Annotated in this window: 21 protein-coding genes; 1 reads left to right on the top strand and 20 read right to left on the bottom strand. The window is 49.5% G+C overall.

Annotation, left to right across the window (positions count from 1 at the left end; translation table 11 throughout):
* Positions 1-3 precede the first annotated feature (3 nt).
* From Q1V74_RS07585 to Q1V74_RS07505, 17 genes are all read right to left on the bottom strand, one after another.
* Complete coding sequence (locus tag Q1V74_RS07585; protein WP_260650291.1) at positions 4-507, bottom strand: TRAP transporter small permease; 504 nt, start codon at positions 505-507, stop codon at positions 4-6.
* A gap of 133 nt (positions 508-640) precedes the next feature.
* Complete coding sequence (locus tag Q1V74_RS07580; protein ID WP_300647790.1) at positions 641-1369, bottom strand: SDR family oxidoreductase; 729 nt, start codon at positions 1367-1369, stop codon at positions 641-643.
* Positions 1366-1788 carry a zinc ribbon domain-containing protein gene (locus tag Q1V74_RS07575; protein WP_300647789.1) on the bottom strand — a complete coding sequence of 141 codons (423 nt, stop codon included), beginning with the start codon at positions 1786-1788 and terminating at the stop codon, positions 1366-1368. The genes Q1V74_RS07580 and Q1V74_RS07575 overlap by 4 nt, the downstream gene beginning before the upstream one ends.
* Entirely contained in the window at positions 1785-2957 is a 1173-nt protein-coding gene (locus Q1V74_RS07570) for a thiolase family protein (protein WP_300647787.1), read from the bottom strand. The genes Q1V74_RS07575 and Q1V74_RS07570 overlap by 4 nt, the downstream gene beginning before the upstream one ends.
* Entirely contained in the window at positions 2957-4585 is a 1629-nt protein-coding gene (locus Q1V74_RS07565) for an AMP-binding protein (protein ID WP_300647785.1), read from the bottom strand. The genes Q1V74_RS07570 and Q1V74_RS07565 overlap by 1 nt, the downstream gene beginning before the upstream one ends.
* Positions 4586-4594: 9 nt before the next feature.
* Positions 4595-5077: an aromatic-ring-hydroxylating dioxygenase subunit beta gene (locus Q1V74_RS07560; RefSeq protein WP_260650286.1), complete on the bottom strand. Its 483-nt coding sequence runs from the start codon at positions 5075-5077 to the stop codon at positions 4595-4597.
* 31 nt (positions 5078-5108) lie between these two features.
* Positions 5109-6422 carry an aromatic ring-hydroxylating dioxygenase subunit alpha gene (locus Q1V74_RS07555; protein ID WP_300647783.1) on the bottom strand — a complete coding sequence of 438 codons (1314 nt, stop codon included), beginning with the start codon at positions 6420-6422 and terminating at the stop codon, positions 5109-5111.
* Between the two features lie 10 nt (positions 6423-6432).
* Entirely contained in the window at positions 6433-7404 is a 972-nt protein-coding gene (locus Q1V74_RS07550) for a PDR/VanB family oxidoreductase (protein ID WP_300647782.1), read from the bottom strand.
* Between the two features lie 301 nt (positions 7405-7705).
* Positions 7706-8494, bottom strand: a complete 789-nt coding sequence (locus tag Q1V74_RS07545; RefSeq protein ID WP_300647781.1) for a cyclase family protein — start codon at positions 8492-8494, stop codon at positions 7706-7708.
* 69 nt (positions 8495-8563) lie between these two features.
* Entirely contained in the window at positions 8564-9586 is a 1023-nt protein-coding gene (locus Q1V74_RS07540) for a carbon-nitrogen hydrolase family protein (protein WP_260650282.1), read from the bottom strand.
* Positions 9587-9597: 11 nt separating this feature from the next.
* Positions 9598-10521: a fumarylacetoacetate hydrolase family protein gene (locus Q1V74_RS07535; protein ID WP_300647779.1), complete on the bottom strand. Its 924-nt coding sequence runs from the start codon at positions 10519-10521 to the stop codon at positions 9598-9600.
* Between the two features lie 56 nt (positions 10522-10577).
* Positions 10578-11705, bottom strand: a complete 1128-nt coding sequence (locus Q1V74_RS07530) for a cupin domain-containing protein (protein ID WP_260650280.1) — start codon at positions 11703-11705, stop codon at positions 10578-10580.
* Positions 11706-11716: 11 nt separating this feature from the next.
* Positions 11717-14032 carry a bifunctional salicylyl-CoA 5-hydroxylase/oxidoreductase gene (locus tag Q1V74_RS07525; protein WP_300647778.1) on the bottom strand — a complete coding sequence of 772 codons (2316 nt, stop codon included), beginning with the start codon at positions 14030-14032 and terminating at the stop codon, positions 11717-11719.
* A 141-nt stretch (positions 14033-14173) separates the two neighbouring features.
* On the bottom strand, positions 14174-14617 hold the full coding sequence (locus tag Q1V74_RS07520) for a thioesterase family protein (protein ID WP_300647777.1): 444 nt from the start codon (positions 14615-14617) through the stop codon (positions 14174-14176).
* Between the two features lie 114 nt (positions 14618-14731).
* Entirely contained in the window at positions 14732-15250 is a 519-nt protein-coding gene (locus Q1V74_RS07515; protein WP_260650277.1) for a MarR family transcriptional regulator, read from the bottom strand.
* A 166-nt stretch (positions 15251-15416) separates the two neighbouring features.
* The gene (locus Q1V74_RS07510) at positions 15417-16925 is read right to left on the bottom strand and encodes an indolepyruvate oxidoreductase subunit beta family protein (RefSeq protein ID WP_300647776.1); all 1509 of its coding nucleotides are present in this window, start codon (positions 16923-16925) and stop codon (positions 15417-15419) included.
* Positions 16926-16945: 20 nt separating this feature from the next.
* A complete protein-coding gene (locus Q1V74_RS07505) occupies positions 16946-19156 on the bottom strand; it encodes an indolepyruvate ferredoxin oxidoreductase subunit alpha (RefSeq protein ID WP_300647775.1) in 2211 nt (736 codons plus the stop codon).
* A gap of 203 nt (positions 19157-19359) precedes the next feature.
* Here Q1V74_RS07505 and Q1V74_RS07500 point away from each other — a divergent pair, with 203 nt between their 5' ends.
* Positions 19360-19803 carry a MarR family transcriptional regulator gene (locus Q1V74_RS07500; RefSeq protein ID WP_260650274.1) on the top strand — a complete coding sequence of 148 codons (444 nt, stop codon included), beginning with the start codon at positions 19360-19362 and terminating at the stop codon, positions 19801-19803.
* Here the strand turns inward: Q1V74_RS07500 and galU are convergent.
* From galU to Q1V74_RS07485, 3 genes are all read right to left on the bottom strand, one after another.
* A complete protein-coding gene (gene galU / locus Q1V74_RS07495; RefSeq protein WP_300647774.1) occupies positions 19800-20639 on the bottom strand; it encodes a UTP--glucose-1-phosphate uridylyltransferase GalU in 840 nt (279 codons plus the stop codon). The two genes, Q1V74_RS07500 and galU, sit on opposite strands and share 4 nt — an antisense overlap.
* A 187-nt stretch (positions 20640-20826) precedes the next feature.
* The gene (locus Q1V74_RS07490) at positions 20827-21639 is read right to left on the bottom strand and encodes a type III pantothenate kinase (RefSeq protein ID WP_260650272.1); all 813 of its coding nucleotides are present in this window, start codon (positions 21637-21639) and stop codon (positions 20827-20829) included.
* The gene (locus tag Q1V74_RS07485) at positions 21636-22526 is read right to left on the bottom strand and encodes a biotin--[acetyl-CoA-carboxylase] ligase (RefSeq protein WP_300647773.1); all 891 of its coding nucleotides are present in this window, start codon (positions 22524-22526) and stop codon (positions 21636-21638) included. Before Q1V74_RS07485 ends, Q1V74_RS07490 begins: the two co-directional genes overlap by 4 nt.
* Between the last annotated feature and the right edge of the window lie 59 nt (positions 22527-22585).

Raw genomic sequence — 22585 nt, 5'->3', positions numbered from 1 at the left:
GGCTTATGGCTGCTTAATAAATAGATGTAAAAAGGCGGCTAGGGCAGCAATGCCAGTAAAAATAGCAATGGCAAAAGCAAAAGGGGCAATAGGTAGTTGCAAAGCGTGACTCATGTCACCGTAGTCGGCGAGCTGTTTGCCATGTAGCCATAGAAAATAGCTCAAAATTGCCAAGCCAGAGGCGGAAATCAATGACAGAATTTTTTTCTGCAGGCGTCGAATCAGAGGAGATAACCAGCCATCAATGACCGTGACAGTTAGATGCTGTTGATGCCAGGTCACACGCGGAATCGCGGCAAAGACAAGGATGCCAAGCAGGAGCTCGTTGCTTTCATAAGCACCATGTAATGGCGCATGAAAAATATAGCGTCCTACCACATCAATGGTGGTGATGCAGGTCATGAGGATGAGTAGCACGACGCACAGTGCATCAAGAATTGATTCAATGGTGCGCACGATGCCGCTGGGAGTGCGCAGTAGCTCCATACCGGGTAGGTCATTGTCCATATTGTCTCCGTCCAGGACAAGTTGATACTGATATAAAAGGCGTGATTATCACGCCTTTTAAGTGGAATGTTTTTGTTCTAAATAGTTTAATTGTTAACAAATCCACGTAAATAGAAAATAACCCTTAATCGGGTTAAATAGTGAGGGTGCCCACGCTGGCTCCCCCGCAAACATATAAGGTTTGTCCAGTGATAAAACTGTTATCTGGATCAGTAAAAAAACTGACAGCGCGTGTGATGTCATCGACACGGCCTAGACGTTTTACGGGTATATTGGCGGCGAGTTGTTTTTCTCGTTCACTACCGGCTTCGACCACGTCATAAAACATAGGGGTTTGAATAGGACCAGGGGCTACCACATTAACGGTAATGCCTTGGTCAGCCAATTCTAATGCCCACGTGCGAGCCATCCCGATCATACCGGCTTTGGTAGCAGAGTAGGCAGTGCGCGTTTGTAAACCTAAAGCACCCCGTGAAGACATCAATACAACGCGCCCAAATTGTTGTTGACGCATAGCAGGCAAAATCGCTTGCATGATTTGAATAGCTGCACCTAAATGAATTTGGGTAAGACCTTGTAGTTCGTCAATTTGCACTTCATCAATCAGGTTGGGCCAAATCACCCCCGCATTATGCACAAAATGTGTAACGGAATAATTGGCGGCAATTGTCGCTGCTGCTTGTGCGGTGGCAGTCTCATCCAGTAGGTCGACTTGCATTTGCACTAAGCGCTCGTGCTGGTGGTCTAGCGTTTTACGTGCCAAAGAAATGACGGTATAACCTTGTTGAAGATAGTGTTGGCATAGATCGGCACCAATGCCAGCGCTGCCTCCTGTTATGACGACGGTATACGGAGTTGTCATGGTTGGGTCTCCTGATGACGTGTTTGCGATAAGGGGTGAGCGACTAATACACCTACACCGGCGGGATCCAGTTCTAAAGAGACGCAGACGCGGTCACCGCTTTGTAAAGATGCAGAGAGGTGCGCGATGGCAACCGGACCACAGTCTAACTGAACAGTACCGATACGCCAGGGCAGTTTTTCTTGAAAGTAAGGTTCATTACTATGGTGTAAGGTGGTAGAGGCCATAAGCGTGGCGTATGGCGATACGGGCTGCCAAGGCAAAGCATCCCCTAGGCAATGAGCACAAACATCCCGAGGGGGGTATTGCACCGTTTGGCATTCACTACAAACCTGTAAGGCAAACTGTTGTTTTTGGGCGGCTTGGCTTAGCCCTGCAGCAGCAGGGCTGCGCGTGCTAGGAGGTAAAGACGGTGTCATGCATCACCTCGTTTTAAAATGGTAGCGGCTGTACAAATACCGCGGTCGTAGTTAATCATGCCAAAACCCGATACCATACCGATGCGGGCATTGTCGACTTGGGTGGCTTGAGCGGTATGAGTGAGCTGACGTAAAGCTTGAACGAGCCCTAAATAGCCGCCCGCGGCACCGGCCTGACCAACCGAAAGCTGGCCGCCAGAGGTATTAAAAGGAAAACTGCCATCAATGGTAAAAGTGTGATCGCGGATAAATTGCGGGCCATGTCCTTTGGCGCAAAAGCCCAGGTCCTCAAACTGCAATACGTTAATGACGGGGTAATCGTCATACGTTTCTAAAAAATCGATCTCTTGTGGTGTGACCTGCGCCATGTCATAGAGCTCATCCACATCCATAGCCCAACCGCCTCGATATTGGACAGGGTCTTCTGGAAAGGCATTATGGCGTTCAATTGTGCTGAGAATTTCAACAAAAGGCAGGTCCAGACGTTGAGCTAGCTCTTTAGGCATGACTAAATAGCCTTCAGCGCCTGCGCAAGGCATAACACAGTCAAATAAATGGATAGGCTCGGCAATGGGGCGTGCAGCTAGATATTGTTCTAGGCTGAGCGGTTTTTTCATAAGAGCGTGTGGGTTGCGTAAAGCATTGTCACGCTGCGCGACGCATAATTTACCAAAGTCCTCTCGTGTTGCCCCGTAGTGGCGCATATAGTAATCGGTGAGCAGGGCAAAGCTACCATTGGGCCCTGCTGCACCATAGGGGTAGACCGCGTCCTGAGAAAAGCGTGAAAAAGCACTTACGGTGTGTTTGAAGGAATCACGATGGTTGGTGTCGCCCGCAATGCAGGCGACGACGGTGGCATCACCGCATTGCACCGCTCGTGCCGCCCGACGTAGGGCTACAACGCCGCTCGCTCCCCCCATCGGAATATGGTCTAACCAGCGTGGGCTCATTTGAAAATGCTGCATTAAGCCCACAGCGGTATCATTACCTAAGGTGAAGCTTGATACACATACGCCATCAATATCCGATTTCTGTAAACCACTGTGGCTAAGGAGCTGTTTTAAGGCGGTACCTAGCCAACGGTGGGCGCTTTGTTCGGAAAAGCGAACATAAGGAATGGTTACGGGGCAAACCAGTACCACATCACGATAAGCAGAGCGGGTAACCATTAAACCTCCTGCCGTTTTTTTAAGTGAGTGGTATCGATACAGTCAGGGTGCTCAAGCAGTGATAGGGCAAGTGTTTTTAATTCACCCCGTTGGATTTTGTTGGTCGAAGTGAGGGGAAGCTGGTCAACAAAAGCAATGTAGCCGGGTACTTTAAAGTAAGCTAACTGCGTGAGCCCCCATTGCACAATTTCTGTAGCCAATTGTGCTTTGGCGGCGTGACTGTCTACGGGCTTATTAGGAACAATAAGCGCCATCACCTCGTCACCGCGAATTGCATCCGGAACCGCCGCTACAGCAATAGAACGGATCGCTGCATATTGTTGCATGACATTTTCGACTTCGACGGCCGCAATGTTTTCGCCACTACGACGGATCACATTTCGTTTACGGTCAATGAAGTGAAGATAACCTTGCTCATCACGGCGTACAATATCGCCCGTGTGAAACCAGCCATTGGCCCAGGCTTCTTCAGTTGCGGCTTGGTCTTTCCAGTAGCCAGCAAAAAAGCCACGGCGTGGATTTGGTCCAGCGTGACGAACGAGAAGCTCGCCATCTACCCCATTGGCCACAGGGTTACCCTCGTCATCAACGAGTCGCACCTCAACTTGATCACTTTCTTTACCAAAGCAGTTGGTACCGATAAAGCGTGGTTCTTCGTTGGCAATAATACATGCGCCTGCACCGGTTTCGGTCATGGCCCAAGCCTCGAGCAGCGGAAAGCCAAAACGCGCCTCAAAAGGTTGATGCAGCGCGCCATCCACGCCTGCTCCAAAGCCAAAGCGTACAGAGTGGTTTTTATCACTTTCAGTGGCTTCGAGCTTCATTAAAATCGCTGGCATAACCCCTAGATAGTGAACGACCGTAGCTTCGGATTTGCGCACGGATTCCCACCATGTACGGGGATGAAAGCGATCTAACACGATAAGACAGCCCCCCGTTTTAATCATTGCCATGGCGGAAAAGGCCAGCGCATTCATGTGAAATAATGGAAGGGGGGTTAACATGCGTTCGCGACCCTTATAAAGGGTAGCGAGCCCCCCCACATTCGCGTACCAGTCTCCTGCATCATGGAAATATTGATTTGGGAGCATGCAGCCTTTAGGACGGCCTGTTGTGCCCGAGGTATACATCAGCGCACATTCACTATCGATGGTGATGGCTTGATCGGCATGACGAGCAGGGCTTAAAGCGGAAGGAACCGCTTGCTCAGGTGTCATTAACGCTAAGGGCTGCTTTGCTTTGGCGGCAGCGTCTTGTAAATCCGCATGACGATTAGAGGTAGCCACCGCTAAGATCATTTCTGAGTGCCCGATCAGGTATTCAAGCTCGGCTGCGCGTAGATCTGGATTAATGGGCACAATGGATGCCCCTAGCTTATTGAGCGCTAGCCAATGTAAGAAAAAAGCAGGGCGATTTTCTAAAAGCATGCCTACACGATGGCCATGACCATAGCCTGCTTTTTGATATTGTTCGGCGAGTTGATCAATTTGGGCTTGGGCTTGGGCGTAGCGGATAGGGCCTGCCTCGATGCCATAGATATCAGCCGTTTCCGGAAGCACCAACATAAAATCATGATCAGGCCACTGCTGAGCGCTTTGTTTAAAGGCGGCGTAAATGGTTTGTCCCACAGTGTTCTCCTACATAAACAGCTGAATGTTGCCAAAGGGGGCATCGCAGTTAAGTAAATCGACGCGTTTGAGTTTGATGCGCAGTTGGCCGTTATCTTGGACAAGGTGATGCGTTGCCCAGCCAACATAAAAGGTTTGTTCATCACCTCGGGTTTCGGTGTAGTGAAAAGCAGTGCGTACTTGATGCTCTTTGGCGTTGGGATCAAAGTGAATGACGCGAGGCTGTTGTAGCAGATGGTGGCAGCGGCTTTTAGGTTGCTGCGAAAAGGTACGTTGCCCAGCAAGACGCTCAATACGAACCTGAAGCAAAAGCTTGTCTTCGTAGAGTAAAGAGGCGTGCAAAATGGGGTCGGTTTGTCCGTGCGCGAGCGGCATCCAGTAGTAGCCGTCATCGGTAAATAAATCGAGCCACTCGTCAAAACGTTGTTCATCGAGCAGGTCGGCTTCGTGGTAGACAAAATCAATTAAATCTTGAGCGGTAAGTTGTGTCATGATGCGTCCTTTCTATCAATGAGCTATAGGTTTAGGCGTCAATGCCCATGTATTTCAACCACGCTCGGAACTGAGCTCGCATTTGCATTTCGCTGGTGCCATTAATAACCACATTTTTTTGTTCTTTTTCAGCGGGGTCATACAGTCGACCCACATTTAGCCAGTCGCGTCCGCGACTTTTTAGGGCTTGTTGGGCGCGCTCGTACATCTCTAGGTCATCATGGCCAACCACAGAGGTGGGGGCGTTGATGAGACGGTTATACATGAGCGTACGCTCTAAGAGCTTGTCGGGGGCGCCGACTAAACGGAAGGTCCATGACTCCACTAAGGTTTTGTCTACGGCAATGGGCTTAAAAATACGTAGGGTTTGGATTGGGCCTTTGATCATGATGTTAGGAAAGTACACGGTGTTATGACGTACATCACCGAGGATTTCTTTGGTGCGCTCTTCGCCATACGCAGCAACCATTTGGTCCCAATAACCGTCAATATCGGAGTATTCCGCATGAATGGAGTCTGCAACCCCTGTATGGCCATGACCGTTTTCCCAGACGCGAATCCCCATGTTTTCAAAGAATTCGTAAGGGGACATAAAAGGAGCAAAAAGCTCAACTGCCATGGGTTTGGGCGTGCCTTCTGGCGCATTTTCCCAAACTTTGACGGCGGTGCCCGCCGAGGACTCGTGCGCAACCATTGGGTGACAGGTATCGGTTTGGTTATCTACCAGCATTTTCCAGTTACAGTGGTGCATGTAGCGCATTACACCACCGGCAATTTCCAGTTTGCCCTCAGGTGAGCGGTCAACCATATTATCGATCGTTGACAAGGACTCGCCGAAAAAGTCCTCAAAACTTTCTCCTTCCGCACTTAAACGACAGAAGACAAAGTCGCGATAGACCATCACGTTTTCTACTGCCGCCATGCCGCGGCTGGCTTCAGAACATTCAAAGCCGGTGTCCTCGTAGCCTTTTTTAAGAGGGATGGCAAGTAAACGCCCGTCGGTGCGAAAGGTCCATGCGTGATAAGGACAGCGGAAAAATTTGCCTGTATTCCCACAGGTTTCACCAGCGACTTTGACGCCTTTATGGGGACAGCGGTTATACAGCACTTTAATGCTGTTATCGCTGTGCCGTACCATAATGACTTCTTCGGTGCCGACCGTGGTGGTGAAGTAATCTCCTTTATTAGGGATTTGGCTAGCGTGGCCCACATACACCCACGTATTGGCAAAGAGTTGTTCCATTTCAAGCTGGAACAATTCCTCGTTAATGTAGAGGTCTTTGTGGACTTCTGTGTCGCGGACCAATTGACGGATAGCATCTGGATTATTGCGATAAAGATTCATGGCAAGCACCTTACATATCGAGAACAAGTTTTTGAGATTTTGCGCGAGAAATACAGATCTGCATGACTTTGCCGCTGGCTTTTTCTTTGTCGGTTAAAAAGTAATCACGGTGATCCGGAATGCCTTCGAGTACATCTACCGTACAGACCCCACATTCGCCCCGTTTGCAGTCATACATCGGATCCTCACCCGCTTCTTCGAGCACATCGATGATGGTTTTATCTGCAGGAACTACAAAGCTCAGCCCAGACTGGCGCAGTTCTACTTCAAAGGGTTGGTCGCCCGCAACCGGTGCAGCGGTTATGAAAAGCTCGAAATGGATATGACAGCGGGGCCAGCCACGGTCTTTAGCTAGTGCAATGACCGCATCAATCATGCCTTGCGGACCGCAAACATAAATATGTTGATCAGGGCTTAAGCCATCAAAAAGTGTCGATAAGTCTAATGCGTGGTGATCGTTGGTGTAGCAGTGCAGTTGTTCCCCAAGTAGCGAGCGCAGCTCATCAGCAAAAGCCAGTTGTTCTGTGCTGCGCGCACTGTAATGAAGCGTACAGGAACGGCCTTGTTGTGTGAGCGCGTGTGCCATACTGGCAATAGGGGTAATGCCAATGCCACCAGCAATTAATACGATGGGCTTTTCATCCGGTTGGGCTTCGGCTAAAGGAAAATCATTGACGGGTCCTTTGACTGTTAAGACATCACCGACTTGGCGTTGATGCATAAACAGGGAGCCCCCTTTGCTATTTTCTTCCAGACGTACACCTAAGCGGTATTGCTGGGGGGAAGCATGCCAGTTGTAGTCTGGCTCTGTGACAATTAATGAGTAACAGCGGTGGTCATTTAGTTCAGGAATTTGAACTTGTAAGTGAGCGCCAGGCTGTATGGGAGGAAGTGCCGTGTTGGTGTTTGCAGTTAAAACAAACTCGCGAATGAGTGGGGATACATCACGGATTTCTTGAATAAGGAGGTCAAATGTTTGCATCGTAAGCCTTCCGGTCTGGGTGATGAGGGGCAGACGCATAACCACAACCATAGGCTATTTTCCATCTCTGGGCGGCAGCATGCCTTCCCGATGGGTTGTCTCCGTCAGCTTGATGACTGTGGCTTTGGGCAGAAAGCCTCATCACTGAAAATCGTTATTAATATGTGATGTATTCTAGTAGTGAATAGTTTAGTAATCAATATATTCTTGAGAATGTAATGGAAAACCATTAGAGCTTTAGGCATAAAAAAAGCCCCTTAGGACAAGGGGCAAAAAATGCGGATGTACGATAAGAAAATTGCTACGCGTTGACGATAGCCAGTACGCGTAGTGGGCTGCCTGAGCCACCTTCGATTTTAAGTGGCGCCGAGAGAATAAGAGTACCTGTAGGGGGTAACTGATCTAAGTTACGCAGGCACTGCAGGCCATAGCGGTTAGCACCATGCATTAGCGTATGACAAGGGTAGGCGACAGGCCAGGCATAAGATTGACCTGCATCGGTATTGATGGTTTCTACACCAAAGCCATGGACATCGCGTTCGTGGATCATCCATTCGACGGCTTCTTGCGAAGGGCCAGGGGTATGCGGGCCGTTTTCTTTCATGTTGACGTAGGCTTCTGGACCTTGCTCTTCAAGGCGTTTGGACCAGTCAGTGCGTAAAAACACCCAAGAGCGGGCAGGAATGCGTCCGTGTTTTTCTTCCCAGGCTTGGAGAAACTCGGGGGTAAGTATCCAATTGTCGTCTTGAGCGACTTCTGCTGTTGCATCTACCACGACGGCTGGGCGTATAAAGTTTTCGGCAGGAATGGTGTCTACCGTACCTTGGGGATGATCTTTACCGGAAATCCAGTGCGCCGGTGCATCGAAGTGTGTTCCGGTATGCTCACCACAGGTAAAGTTATTCCAGTACCAGCCTGGACCGGCTTCGTCATATTGACTGATGCGTTGCATACTAAAGCCAGCGGTTTGACCAAATTGCTCAGGTAACTGTAGGGATGGAAAAGATTCGTTCAGTGTATGGGTAAGATCAATAACCTTAACTTGATTATTGTTCAGGGCATCAATCATGAGGCTAAGCGCGTTGCTCATGGCTGTCTCCATTATGTATTTTATAAATATGGCTCAGGGCAATTTCATATTGCCCTGAGAGGTCATGCATTAGTTGTCGCTGGGATCAAAATCCGCTGGGTCGGGATTGAGCTCATCAACGTTAAAGTTGTCATTGACAAAAGTCGCTGCGGTCAGAGCGCGGCGGTTCACTTGGAGGTTAAACACATCAAAGCGGTTGTAATGACCAGTGACGTCGTGCATCTGGCGCGGCTGGATGCAGCGCGATAGATCGATATCTCCGTAAGCAATCCCCTCATCATCAATGAGCGGTTCACCTACGGTACGTCCGTCGGGACCAATAATGCCTGAGAAGGCACTATTTTTACGAGCCAGCAGTTCGCGAGCTTCAGGGTGTGAGGCACTCATAAGTTCCACGATTTCTTCAGAAATGGTGGAGCAAGAGATCACAGTGAACACCTTGCCCTCAAAACAATGCGCAGCAGCACGTAAGCGAATCGCTTCGGCCATGTCATAGTCTTTAGGTGCAACCGGTAGAGCAATGTAGTTGGCGGTGTGTACCATTTCGCCCTGAGCAAGCAAGCTAAAGCGCGCGAGGGTGTTGGTGTTCTCACCACATGCGAGCGAACCCAATGGACCAATGTTGGTCTTATGTACACGCATGGAAGAGGCATCGCCGGGAGCCCAAGTGAGCTTTTCTGCCCAGGTGGGGACAAGCTTACGATGGCGACCGATAATACGGCCTTCGTGGTTAATGGTCACCAAGGTGTTATAGAGCGTTGCGATACTATTTGGGTTGCGTTCGTTAACGCCAATGACTACGTTAACTTGGCGTTGAGCTGCCACCTGAGCGATTTTTTGAATTTCCGGACCAGGCACTTCGATAGCGGATAAAACCAGCTTTTCGAACCAAGGGCTGGCCTCGACAGGATTCATGACCCAGCTCCAATACGGATAAGCGGAAATGAATACCTCAGGAAAGGCAACCAGTTTTGCACCGTTGTCGGCGGCTTCATGGATCAGGCGGCAAGCTTTTTCAACGGTCGCGTCGGTGTTAAGAAACACCGGCGCGGTCTGAACAGCTGCAGCCTTGAATTTTGGCAATTCAAGCATGCATGTTCTCCTTAGTTTTTGGGGGTAACGTCCACGATGGGGTGACGTAGCGTACCGATACCTTCGACGACGGCTTCGACCACATCGCCAGGCCACATCCATTCTTGTGGGTCACGACCAGCCCCAACACCCTCAGGTGTACCGGTAGCAATAATGTCACCGGGCTCTAAGGTGATACCAGCGCTGATGTCAGCAATAAGGTCATTCACATTAAAGAGCATATGTTTGGTGTTGGAGCTTTGCTTGGTCACACCGTTTAGGGTGAGGCTCAGATTCAGGTTGTGTGGATCGGTGATCTCATCGGCGGTTACGATCACAGGACCAAAGGGAGCGTAGGTGTCTTGGCCCTTGGAGTAAATCCACTGACCAGCACGACGACAGTCGCGCGCGCTAACGTCAATCATGACGCTGTAGCCAAAGACGTATTTCAGCGCCTCTTCTTTGCTGACACGTTGTGCTCGTGTGCCCATGATCACGGCAAGCTCAACTTCCCAGTCCATTTGTTGGGTGATGTTGCGATTGTGCTCAATGGCATCGCCAGGACCAATAACAGTGGTTGGGGGCTTGGAGAAAATGACTGGCTCTTTAGGCAAGTCGGCAGAGGTGTCCAAAGTACGGCTGGATTCGGCAACGTGCTCTACATAGTTCAAGCCAATACCGAAAATGTTTTTACGTGGGCGTGGGATAGGTGCCAAAAGCTTTACGTTAGCCAAGGGTACGGCCACGCCTAACGGCATATCGTCAGCATGCTCGTCGAGCAAACGGCTAGTTGCTTTAACCGCAGCTGGACCCATGTCGATGAAATCGAGCATGTTGTCGGGTAGGGGGTGGCCAGTGGCTAAGCCAAACTCGAATAAGTCAACGACGAGATCGCCAACAATAGCACCTAAGCGGCCAGCAGCAGCAACTTCGCTGCGATAAGTAACAAGACGCATTTTTATCTCCAAGAGTAGCAAGATATGTTGCCGAGGCAACACATCGGATTCATGAATTATTCGGTGATGATCTGGTGACCATCATTATCTGCGAGCGCTTCTTCGTAATAGAGGTTGAGCGCACGCATCACAGGTAGATCGTGGAATGAGAACAAGCACGCATCATCGCTGCTGGACCCGTTAACGTGTTCGTGGAACATCCAAGAGGGTACGCAGAAGATATCGCGCTCGCGCCAATCAAAGCGTTTGCCATTGATGATGGAGTAACCATGACCTTTGGCCACTTGGTAGATGATGCTACCTGTGTGGCGGTGTGCTTTGGTGTGTTCGCCGGGCCGCAGCATTTGCATGCTTGCACCCATGGTTGCCATGACGGGACCACCCGTTAAGGGGTTGGTGTAGTCCATGATAATGCCATCATAGGGGCTGCCATCGGTGACTTTGGCATAACGCGATAAGGCTTCGTAGGTGGGCTCCCACTCATATTTCAAGAGTGGGGAGTAGGGTTTTTGCCAGTCATGTAGCACAGGTTTTAAGCCCGGGTTCCCCCAAATATGGGAAGCATCATTCACAGGAAAGGTGACCGCTTGTGATAAGTCGGGGTGGACAGCGTAAAAGCCGGCTTCCATGGCATTGACAAAGGGGATGTCTAGGCCGTCTTGCCAGATGCAGGTGGTGCCGTCCTCACTGACACCATGCTCATGCCACGCCCCATTTGGCGTTAAGACAAAGTCATTGGCGCCTAAGGTCATCTTGTGACCGTCTACAACGGTATAGGCACCAGAGCCTTCCATAATGAAACGTAGTGCGGAAGAGGAGTGTGAGTGAGCGGAAGCAGCTTCGCCAGGATGCATCACCTGCAATCCAGAATAGAGCCAGCCTACGGCTGCCGACACATCTTGGCGCCCTGGATTATTAAGATAAATCACACGGCGACCCGCTTGTTCAGGGGTTACTAAATCCACAGAGCGCAATACGTACTCACGCAGATCCTGATAGCGCCACAAAACAGGAACAGACTGGGACTTGGGTTCCCACGGCTCGATTTTATTGGCTACGTTCCACAGAGCCCCGGCTTCAAACTTTTCGAGGTCTTTATAGTATTGGACAAGCTCAGGGGTGTCGCTGACATTAGCACGACCCGCTACGTCCTCTTTGTAGATGTCATAACGTTCGGTTGTCATGGTTGTCTCCTTTAGCCTTGTAAGACAGGGCGGTTTTCATTACGTTCCAACCAGTCTTGACCCCACTGATATTGTTTTGGCCAAGCGACCTGGTGATAACCAAGCTTAGCGGCCTCGTGTAAGGGCCAGTTTGGATTGGCGAGGAACCCACGAGATAGCGCACATAGGTCAGCGCGACCGGCAGCGATAATGCTGTTGGCATGGTCGGCTTCTAAGATGGCGCCTACTGCCATGGTAGCAATGCCGGCCTCGTTACGCACGCGATCCGCAAAAGGGGTTTGGAACATGCGACCATAAATGGGTTTTTGTGCTTTGACGACCTCGCCGCTGGAAACATCAATGAGATCCGCTCCGGCGGCTTTGAATAAGCGTGCAATTTCGACGGCTTCATCCACGGTAGTTCCACCCTCTGCCCAGTCTGTGGCAGAGATGCGCACGAACATGGGTTTATTTTCTGGCCAAACCGCGCGCATGGCTGTAAAGACCTCTAAGGGGAATTTCATGCGGTTTTCTAAACTGCCGCCAAATTCGTCTGTACGCTGGTTGGTTAAGGGCGAAATAAAGCTAGAAAGCAAATAGCCATGTGCCGCTTGAAGCTCAATACAGTCAAAGCCAGCTTGGTCCGCACGTTGGGTAGCGGCGACAAAAGCATCACGAATGGTATCCATTTGCTCGCGAGTGATCGCGGCAGGGGTGGCACTGTCTTGGTCATAGGCAATAGCTGAGGCCGAGAGCAGATCCCAGTTGTCAGATTGCAGTGGTTTATTTACGTTTTCCCAGCCGCGTTGTGTGGAGCCTCGGCGACCTGCATGTCCGAGCTGGATGCCCATACATGCGCCATTTTGTTGTACTTGCTGAACCACCTCACGCCAAGCTGTCATTTGCTCGTCGTTCCATAAACCGGCGCAGCCAGGGGTGACGCGACCCTCGGGGGTAACCGCTGTCATTTCTGCCATGACAAGGGCTGCACCGCCTAGAGCGCGAGCACTATAGTGATTTTGATGGAACGCATTCACCACACCGTTCTCGGCGCTGTACATGAGAGTTGGAGCAAAAACGATACGGTTTTTGAGTTTCATATCACGCAGCGCATAGGGCGTGAACATCGGCGGTGGTGGAGTTTGTTCTGCGGATAGCGTCATGCCGGCTTGCTGAGCGAACCAGCGCTCAAACTGCTCAATGCCTTCGGCATCGCGTAGACGTAGATTTTCGTGAGAAATACGCTGCGAGCGTGTGAGCATTGAGTACGTAAACTGCTCTGGCTCCATATGCGCATAGCGGGCTACGTTCTCAAACCACTCCGTGGAGTTGCGAGCGGCATTTTGAATACGAAGCACGTCTACACTGCGGGCGGCGCTGTACTCTTCTAGGGCTTGTTCTAACGTGGCATCATTTTTAAGGTGCTCCGCAAGAGAGATTGCGTCCTCTAAGGCCAGTTTTGTACCCGAGCCAATGGAGAAGTGAGCGGTATGGGCGGCGTCACCCATCAGTACAAATGGGACTTTTTTGTTATCCACATCAGCCCAGTGCACCCAATTATTACAAATGACGCGAGGGAAGCGAATCCAAATGGCTGAGCCGCGTAAGTGCGAGGCGTTACTGATTAGTTCGTTACCGTCTAAGTAAGGGGCAAAAAGTGCTTCGCAGTACTTAATGCCTTCTTCTTGGCTCATGTTTTCAATGCCGGCCTTTTCCCAGGTTTCGTTGGGGGTTTCGACAATAAAAGTAGAGAGACCATCCTCAAAGCGATAAGCATGAGCTTGGAACCAGCCATGCTCGTTTTCTACAAAAATAAAGTTAAACGCATCGAAGACTTTTTTGGTACCGAGCCACACAAAGCGACAGTTACGTTCATCAATATCTGGTTGGTAGCTTTCAGGGTATTTATTACGTATACGGCTATTGATACCGTCTGAGGCAATGACCAGATCGGCATTGTATTTGCGAGCGACCTCGATTTCATCTTCAACGTTGGTTTCGAAAACGAGTTCTACACCTACCTCTTCACAGCGAGCCTGAAGAATATTGAGAAGTTTTTTACGCCCAATGCCAATAAAGCCGTGGCCTTTGCTACGAATAGCACGGCCTTTAAAATGCGTTTCAATGTCATCCCAATGGTTAAACGCATCACCAATTGTCTGCGCGGATACAGGATCTGCTTGACGCAAGTTTTCCATTGTGGCATCAGAAAACACCACACCCCAGCCGAACGTGTCATAAGGACGGTTACGCTCAACGACCACGATGTCATTGTCGGGGTTTTGTAACTTCATCAGCAGACCAAAATATAGGCCAGCTGGGCCTCCACCAATACATACGATTTTCATAGCTTTCCCGTATGGTTATGTTACGGACTTGATGTATTCAAGTCAGTATATTTATTGATAAATAGTATACAAGTAAAGTATTTAGGTAAAGTAAAAACCTAAAAAATGACTTGGTATCCTGCTTTGTGTCCAAGTGATGTCCTAGTTGGCCAAGGCTTCTTCGGCAGGCAATAAATACTGCTGCATTGGCTCACGAAGAAACTCAGGCACCTCGATCGCTTGGTGGGTTACCAGAGAGGTGGTCACAATCACCTGCTGCACTTCCATACGTAACACACCATCTTTACCTACACATTGCAGTCGCAACTGTAAGGAGCGGCTACCGATGTGTTTCACCCCGATACTGAGAACGACATCATCACCCATTTGGCTGATAGAGCGAAAATCGGCTTCGAGGTGAACGGTTGGCATACCCACTTTTTTATGAGCAATGAGGCCGCTAAACCCTTCGGGGATCATGGAATCAATCCATTGCTCCATGAGGTCGTTAAACAACACAAAATATTGCGGATAAAAAACAATGCCAGCCGGATCGCATTCAGAAAAACGAATACGATGTTCAGTTGTGTACAGCTTTGATCCCATGCATTTACCTTTACAACGTGAAGCGCTGTTTGCACTTTAGTTAATCAAGGTTTGGGTCAAGCAAACAGGAAGTGCAAACCCAAACCAAAGCTTTATCATGTTTTTAGGTGTGCTTTATTTGATGACGCTCAATAAATGCACACGTAATTGCCCTAAATGTTGGTGTACGCTGTCGATAGCGTCGTGATCCAACCCTTCGAAAAGCTCCGCAATCCATTGATTGTGTTGTTTTGCCATTTGTTCGAAAGTGCTTTTGCCTTTAGGGGTTAAACGTAAAAGCCAAGCGCGGCGGTCAGTGGGACTGCTTTGACGAGAGACTAGTCCTTCGCGAGAGAGCTCATCGGTTAAGCCAGTGACGTTACCCCCTGTGACCATTAAGTAGCGAGAAAGCTCGCCCATTTTGAGACCATCCGGGTAACGGTAGAGCTGAGCCATGTAGTCAAATCGAGCCAGAGAAATATCAAAATTACTTCTTAGGCGACGGCGGATTTCGTCTTCGATTTGTTTGGTACATGTCATAAGGCGGAGCCATAAACGTAGACTCGCTGGGTCTTTAGGACCAATACGCCCTTCGTAGCCACTGTCTTGGTTTTGTTCTAGTACCTCGTCATGTGTCGCTGCGTTTTGCTTCATGATTCGTATTCCTGTGCATTTTGGTGCTTTTACACACCAAAATGGTTAACCATAAGTAAGGATTATTCCGCTGTCATTGTTCCATTGCTTTAAAATGTATTCTACTATAAATAGTTTAGTAGTGAAGCAATTGTGAGCTATGGTTAACCATAAGATGCCTCAGGGGTTAAGCCAAAGCATGTGCTTTGAGCGTTTTGTCTAACTCTTTGCCTTGCTCATCAGCTAATGCCGCATCTCGCAGGGCTTGTAAGATATTGGGAGAAATACGATTTTGGTGGCGATCTAAGGCTTCCATCACCGTATGGAAGTTTTTAAGACCACGTAAATGCGTATCGCCGTATCCCTTGACCAGACGCTGAGTTCGAGCAATTTCTAAGGCTAGTGCTGGGTGGGGCCCCGCATTTTGCTCAATACGCGCTAACCATTTTTCAATACGCTCTTGCTCCACCTGGTAGCGTAGGGTTTTACGACGCCAGCGCTTGAGACCACCAAGTGTATGCAACATCAAAAAGCCACGCAGGGAGCTGGTTTGAATCACGCGACCTTCTTGAGTGAACTTACGTAATAGCTTATGCCCCCATGAGCTTGGCTTCAGCAACCAGCGTCCTAGCTTCGTACAGGGAAGGATTTCACTAATTTCCTCGACGCGGGGGTGCATGTATTCATTGATGGTGAGAATTTGACCATCAGCGAGCTTGACTTCATCCTGTACGCGCTCAAAACGACTGCTACGGGTTTTGAGCTCGGCAACACGGATGGCGTCTTCAAATGACATCCACAAGGCTAAATAGCGTCCGGTTTCGCGAAGGAGTGCGGTGTCATCCGCATGTGCTTTTTGCTGAACTTGTAAAAGACGTTGCACATAAAGCTGGGCATAGTCCACATCTTGGAAATCAATCAGGCGCCGTACCCCTTCCACAATAATGGCTTGACTGTCTTCGGGGAATTGCTGACGCACTTGGTTGACTAAAGCGGCAACTTTAGGGTGCTTAGGGTTGATTTGGCTCAGGTCGCGGATTTTGGCATCGGTTTGTTCATCGGCAGCTCCCTCATTACCTACACGGCGGTAGGCATTGGCAAAAGCGCGTAAACTTGGTTTTACCCCGACCCCGCCGCGCTCAATGGTTTGCTCAAACTGTTCGCGGCTAAAAGGTAGAACACCAGAGGCAGAGAGTGCGCCAAAAAGTACAGCACTGATCACGCTGCCGGCTTCTTCCGCTGCTTTTGCCATATCAAAATGAATATATTTCTTGGCGGCTGCACGGGTGTGTTCGATGAGCGCCTCGCTATCTACACGACCATCACCCATGGCTGTTTTTTCTGCAATGGAATATACACGATGGGTAGAGGTGATCAGTGTTGTGCGGTCGGGGGTCACAAAGCCCCGTTGTACGGCGCGGCCTGCCTCCATTAGCTCAGAGGCAAGCACCACATCCACATCGCCAGGCATCGGCATTAGGGCTAAAACTGGAGCTTTATCCCCTTTAATTTGGCTTTTTGGGAAAAGCTCTACGTAATAAATAGTGGCACCTGTACGCTGGGCCACCCCGGGCACCGAGGTGGTTTGAGCGATGTAACCGTTATGCTCACCGAGGGCGACAATCCAGTTGGCTAATACGCCACCGCCTTCACCCCCCATCGCTAAAATGGCAATTTTGATTGGTTTTGCTTGCATTGCGTTAGACCTCTAGCGTATTAGAATGCGTATTGTTCACGTTTGGCAGCGCTACGGCGCTGAAACCAGCCAATAATCCCACGGCGTAATTTTTCACGGAATTTGTCCATGCCGGTTGGGTTACTGATGATTTGGGCACGATAAAAAGAAGGGCACAAAATCGCGGCATGAGACACTTCACCACATAAGCCACAGCCTACGCAGCTATTCATCACTGTCGCCACGGGATCTGTGCGTAAGGCATCCGGGTTGGGGCGAATTGATAAGGAAGGACAGCCAGACAAGCGGATGCAGGAATGATCCCCAGTACATGTATCGGGATCAACCCCAAAGCGTTCGCGCACGACACGCTCACCTGCCGCAATGGCTTTACGCACCTGACCGCGCTCGCGACGTTGACGGTTGAGCATACATTCGCTTTGCGCGATGATGACTTTGGGGCCTTTGGTTTTGGTGGTTAAGGCCTCGCGTAAACTTTCGGTCATCGCTTTAAGGTCATAGGTGCGCTTAATGGTACGCAACCATTTCACGCCAACACCACGGGCGGCTTTTTCAATCAAATGCCCTGTGCTACGTGTGGGGTTCTGGGCTTTAGAGGAGAGAATATCCTGCCCCCCCGTTGCGGCGGTGTAGCTGTTATCGACCACAATCGTTAGGTTGTCGCTCTGGTTAAAAACCGCGTTCGCAATACCACTGGTTAGACCGTTATGCCAGAAGCCACCATCGCCCATAATAGAAATGGCTCGTTTTTCTGATTGATCTGTATTCAGTGCGGCGGCACCGGCCCCACCTAACCCGTAACCCATGGTGGTATTACCTAGGTTAAAAGGAGGCAAAATCGAAAATAAGTGACAGCCAATATCTGCACTGACATGATGCTCGCCGAGCTCACGCTCTACCAGTTTCATGGCAGTAAAAATCGGACGCTCTGGGCAGCCTGTACAAAAGCCAGGAGGACGAGCATGGACGTTTTCATCTAACGAACCCATGGGTTTGACCTCTGCAGCTTCTACCGCTTGACTTAAGTCACTGACTTCAACCTTGCGTTTGTTATCTTCTACGCGTGGCACCACAGTGGGTTTTGGAGCCGGTAAGGGTTCAATGCGGCCATAGTGTTCTAAGAATGCTCGAATCCCTTTGAGCATTGTTTGGGTGTTGTATTCACCTGCCATGGGTAAGAAGTCTTTACCGTGTAGTTCGGTCTGGCATTTGTGACGATTTAAAATCGCGGTGATATTTTGCTCAACAAAGTTAGGTTGTCCTTCTTCTAACACCAAGACGGCGCGCTTGCCCTCGCAGAATTTAATCAGCTCAGAATCAATGAGCGGATAGGCGACGTTCATCACATAGAGCGGGATTTTGGATTCGCCAAATACATCAGCTAAACCTAAATGCTCTAAGGCACGGATGACACTGTTATAGCCACCACCCTGAACAATTAAGCCAATATCCTCGTTGTCATCACCAAAGAACTCGTTGAGCTGGCGTTCTTCGATAAAGCGAATCGCTGCTGGCCAGCGTTGTTCAATTTTTTCTTTTTCGTGCAGGAAGCTAGCGGGGGGCAACACAATGCGATCAATGTCGCGTTCAGGTTGCTCCATGGCTTCTTTTAAGGAGAACTTAGCACGTTTGTTGTCCGACGCCACGAACTGGCCATGTACATGACAGGCTCGAATTCGCAATTGCAGCATAACGGGAGTGTTACTGGCTTCGGAAAGGTCAAAGCCGTCTTTTACCGCTTGCACAATACAGGGTAGGTTAGGGCGAGGGTCAAGCATCCAAATCTGCGACTTCATCGCAAAAGCATGACTGCGCTCTTGCATGATAGAGGAGCCTTCGCCGTAGTCTTCACCCACAATAATTAAGGCACCGCCTTTCACCCCACCAGAGGCTAAGTTAGCCAAAGCATCGGAGGCTACGTTAGTTCCTACCGTGGCTTTAAAGGTAACCGCTCCGCGTAAGGGGTAGTTGACTGAAGCTGCCAAAGAGGCTGCTGCCGTGGCTTCTGATGCGCTGTTCTCAAAGCGAATGCCGTAATCAGTCAAGATGTCTTGAGCATCGGCTAATACGTCCATTAAGTGAGAAATGGGGGCGCCTTGGTAGCCCGCCACATAAGAAACACCGGACTCCAGCAAAGCTTTAGTGACGGCAAGAATGCCTTCCCCACTAAAAACCTCGCCGTCTCCCAGGCGTAGTTTTTTGACTTCTTCGACAAATGAGCGTTCAGCCATGTTGTCCTCCTCGTGGTACTGCAATAGTTTTGAATTAAGTGATGATTATTATTTTCATATGAATATATTTAGAACTCAATATATCAAGCCTAATGGTTTTCCCTATAATGGCGTTTTTTTTGCTAGATCAAACACCAAAGGCTTAAGCTTAGGTATAGTTAAGCCGGTTTCTATTTGTTAATTACAATGAGAGTGAAGAGCTTGTGGGTACAGAAGCGGTATTTGTAGATAATTATTTGCCAGCGTTGTTGGCACAAGCGAGCCAAATTATTTCCACAGAGTTTCATCAAGTGGTGCAAAAAAATGGCTTGTCGATTACTGAGTGGCGAGTGTTATCGACGTTATCTGGGGCAGGAGTAGTGAGCGTTGGGCATTTAGCACGTATTGCTACGAGTAAACAGCCTACAGTAACTCGGGTGGTCGATAAAATGGTCAATGCGGGCTATGTGCATCGTGTCGCTCATCATGGAGACAGGCGAGTCACTTTAGTGGAGATTACGGAAACAGGGCGGGAGCTCATTGCCGGCTTAATTGTAGAAGCCAAAAAGCACGAAGACGAGGTAGTGCGCCGTCTACAGCCTTTAGATGTAGAGGCGCTAAAATTGACATTGCGACGTCTGATTGCTGAAAATCGGACTGAGGATTAATCCGTACTTAGACCGTGGTATTTACGACCAAATTCTACGGTTGCTTTAAAAAAGCCCGCTTTGCTACCACAGTCGTAACGTGTTCCTTGGTACTCAAAACCATATACCGGTTTTTGTTTGAGTAAGCTAGCGATGGCATCCGTTAGCTGAATTTCCCCACCTACACCGGGTTGGGTTTGGCGTAAATGATCAAAGATCTCTGGCTCGAGCACATAGCGTCCCACCACAGCACATTGACTGGGGGCTTTATCGGGTGCGGGTTTTTCTACAATGCCGTGTAAGCGCATCGTTTGTGCATCCATGGCCTCGCCAGAAACAATACCGTATTTATCTGTTTCGTTAGCAGCCACCTGTTGGGTGGCAATAATACTGCCATTGTACTGGTGGGCAGCTTCGACCATTTGTAGAGATACAGAAGGCGAGGCATCAATCAGGTCATCGGCCAATAACACTAAAAAGGGCTCATTGCCTACGATGGGGGCAGCGCATAACACCGCATGACCTAAGCCTAATGGCGTGGATTGACGGGTATAAATACAGTTGACGTGTGGGGGAAGCACATTTTGCACTATATTTAAAAGCTGGTTTTTTTTCTTAGCTTCTAGCTCAGCCTCCAGCTCTGGGGTGCGATCAAAATGATCTTCAATGGCTCGCTTATTGCGTCCTGTAATAAAGATGAGTTCAGTAACCCCAGCGGCGATGGCTTCTTCTACCGCATATTGAATGAGAGGCTTATCCACAATGGGCAGCATTTCCTTGGGCATTGCCTTGGTAGCGGGTAAAAATCGAGTGCCTAATCCGGCAACAGGAAAAACGGCTTTACGAATGGGCTTCATACAAGACCTATTTAGATATTATGGGGCTGCCAACATGAATATTGGCGTGGTTAAAAAAGGGCTTAGGACTTGGGGTACGGCCTAAATCATGAGGGGCTATACCAAAAAAACCTTGGCCATAGGCTAAAAGAAAAACATTAAATAGCAGCAGGAGTAAGGCAAGAGTACGCATAGAGATAAGCGCTTGCTAAGGGTTGCGAAATGATGTCGTCATATAGGCTAAACCATCTAAAACGGGCATAGGTTGCCAAATAACAGGCTCTACGGCTAAGTGTAACAGCTGTAATTGCTGTTGGTAGGCATTTTGTATTTCCTCCTGTATCAGATCCCAGCCACCACCGCTACAGACTAACAAAGGAGTACCTCGGTGTTGCTGCCAAGCAAGCTGCCATTGGCGCAGCACGGCGCCGCTTTGAGCGGCGGCAACGCCACTGCTAATTGCCGAGCGGGTAGCAAGGGGGAAGGCGGTGATGTTGCCTAAGCCGTTACCAAGCTGGGCCGTGTTGTCGGCTAAGCTGTCATACATCAGCTGGGGACCGGGCAAAATAAGTCCGCCGATAAACTGGGCGGCGCAAGTGGTGGCAGGCATGATAGTGTCGATGGTGGTGGCTGTACCAAAACTCACATGCACAATAGGGCGTGAGCGGTGTTGGTGTTGTTGTGCAAGCACACCGATCATAGCGAGCCAGCGATCGGCGCCAAGGCGATCGGGCTGTTCGTAGTTGTTATGGAGCAGTGGACAAGGGGTGGTAGCATCAAGCCAGCTCATGTTGCATTGGATATGTTGCAGCAGACCTTCTAGTTGATACATGAGGGCTTTGGAAGCCACAGAAATACCAAGCGCCCGAGTAGGGCGTAGCCCATGTTCTTCTAGCCACGGCAGGATGGCTTCAATTTGTTGATGTGGTAGGGCTAAGGTATGTTGCTGTTGACGCCTACCATCGGAGCCCGCATAGCCAATTTTAATGCGGGTATTGCCAATATCGATTAAAAGACTCATGGCGCAGTGTTAGCAGAGACGGGACGAACTGAGACCTCGCCCACAGAAATGGCATGCGTTGTGGAGCCTTGGCGAACCAGTAGCTGCCCGTGTTCATTGATCCCCGAGCCTAGGCCAGATAACACAACCCGATTATTATCCATAATAGAAAGAGGTTGGTCACGTAAACCATCTATTTTTTGGTAGCGAGCCGGTAAATCCGTAAACCCAAAGGCGGTTACCTCATTCATGCTTTGGTACCAGGCTTGAGCAATGCGTGTCACGATGTCTACAGCGGTAATGTGTTTGAGCGAAGGCACATCGCTGACGATTTCAGACCAGTCAGCAATGCGACGATTTAGTGATGCACTGAGGGCGCGGGCATCATTAAGATTGATGCCAATACCAATGATCACTACATGGTGATCGGCGCTCAGTGGAGAGGTGCTAGCACGCGTGACTTCAGTAAGGATCCCGGCAAGCTTTGCTTGATGCCATTGCAAATCATTTGGCCATTTCATGGTGAGTTTTGGTGCCTCGTGTATGGGCAAAAAAGCACGTAAAGCCTCACAGGCACTAACACCAGCAAGGGGGGATAAGGTGGCTAGCTGGCGTGCTGGTAAAAATACATCAAAAGCACAAGAGAACATTAAGTTCGCACCACGCTGGTTTTGCCAAGTACGCCCAGCGCGACCGCGACCACGGTCTTGTAAGTGAGCGCCTAAAAGCCAAGGCCGAATCAGTTGTCCTGAGCTTGCGCGCGCTTGAGAAAGTAGATCGCCATTGGTGGATTCAGTTCTATCGACCCAATGAATAGTTGGGAAAAAAGGCAATTGGCTTTGGAGGCTTTTTTGCATTGCTGCAGGATCAGCAAGCCCTAGCGCAGCCGAGCAGTGTGGAGAGGACATACTCAGGTTCACAAGCAAAGTAAAAGGATTTCGTTAAAATAGATGAAATTGACTCTATT

The sequence above is a fragment of the Paenalcaligenes sp. genome (assembly GCF_030152715.1).
GTDB lineage: Bacteria > Pseudomonadota > Gammaproteobacteria > Burkholderiales > Burkholderiaceae_B > Paenalcaligenes > Paenalcaligenes hermetiae.
The sequence above is the reverse complement of the archived record's forward strand: the minus strand, read 5'-3'. Positions and strand labels throughout refer to the sequence as shown.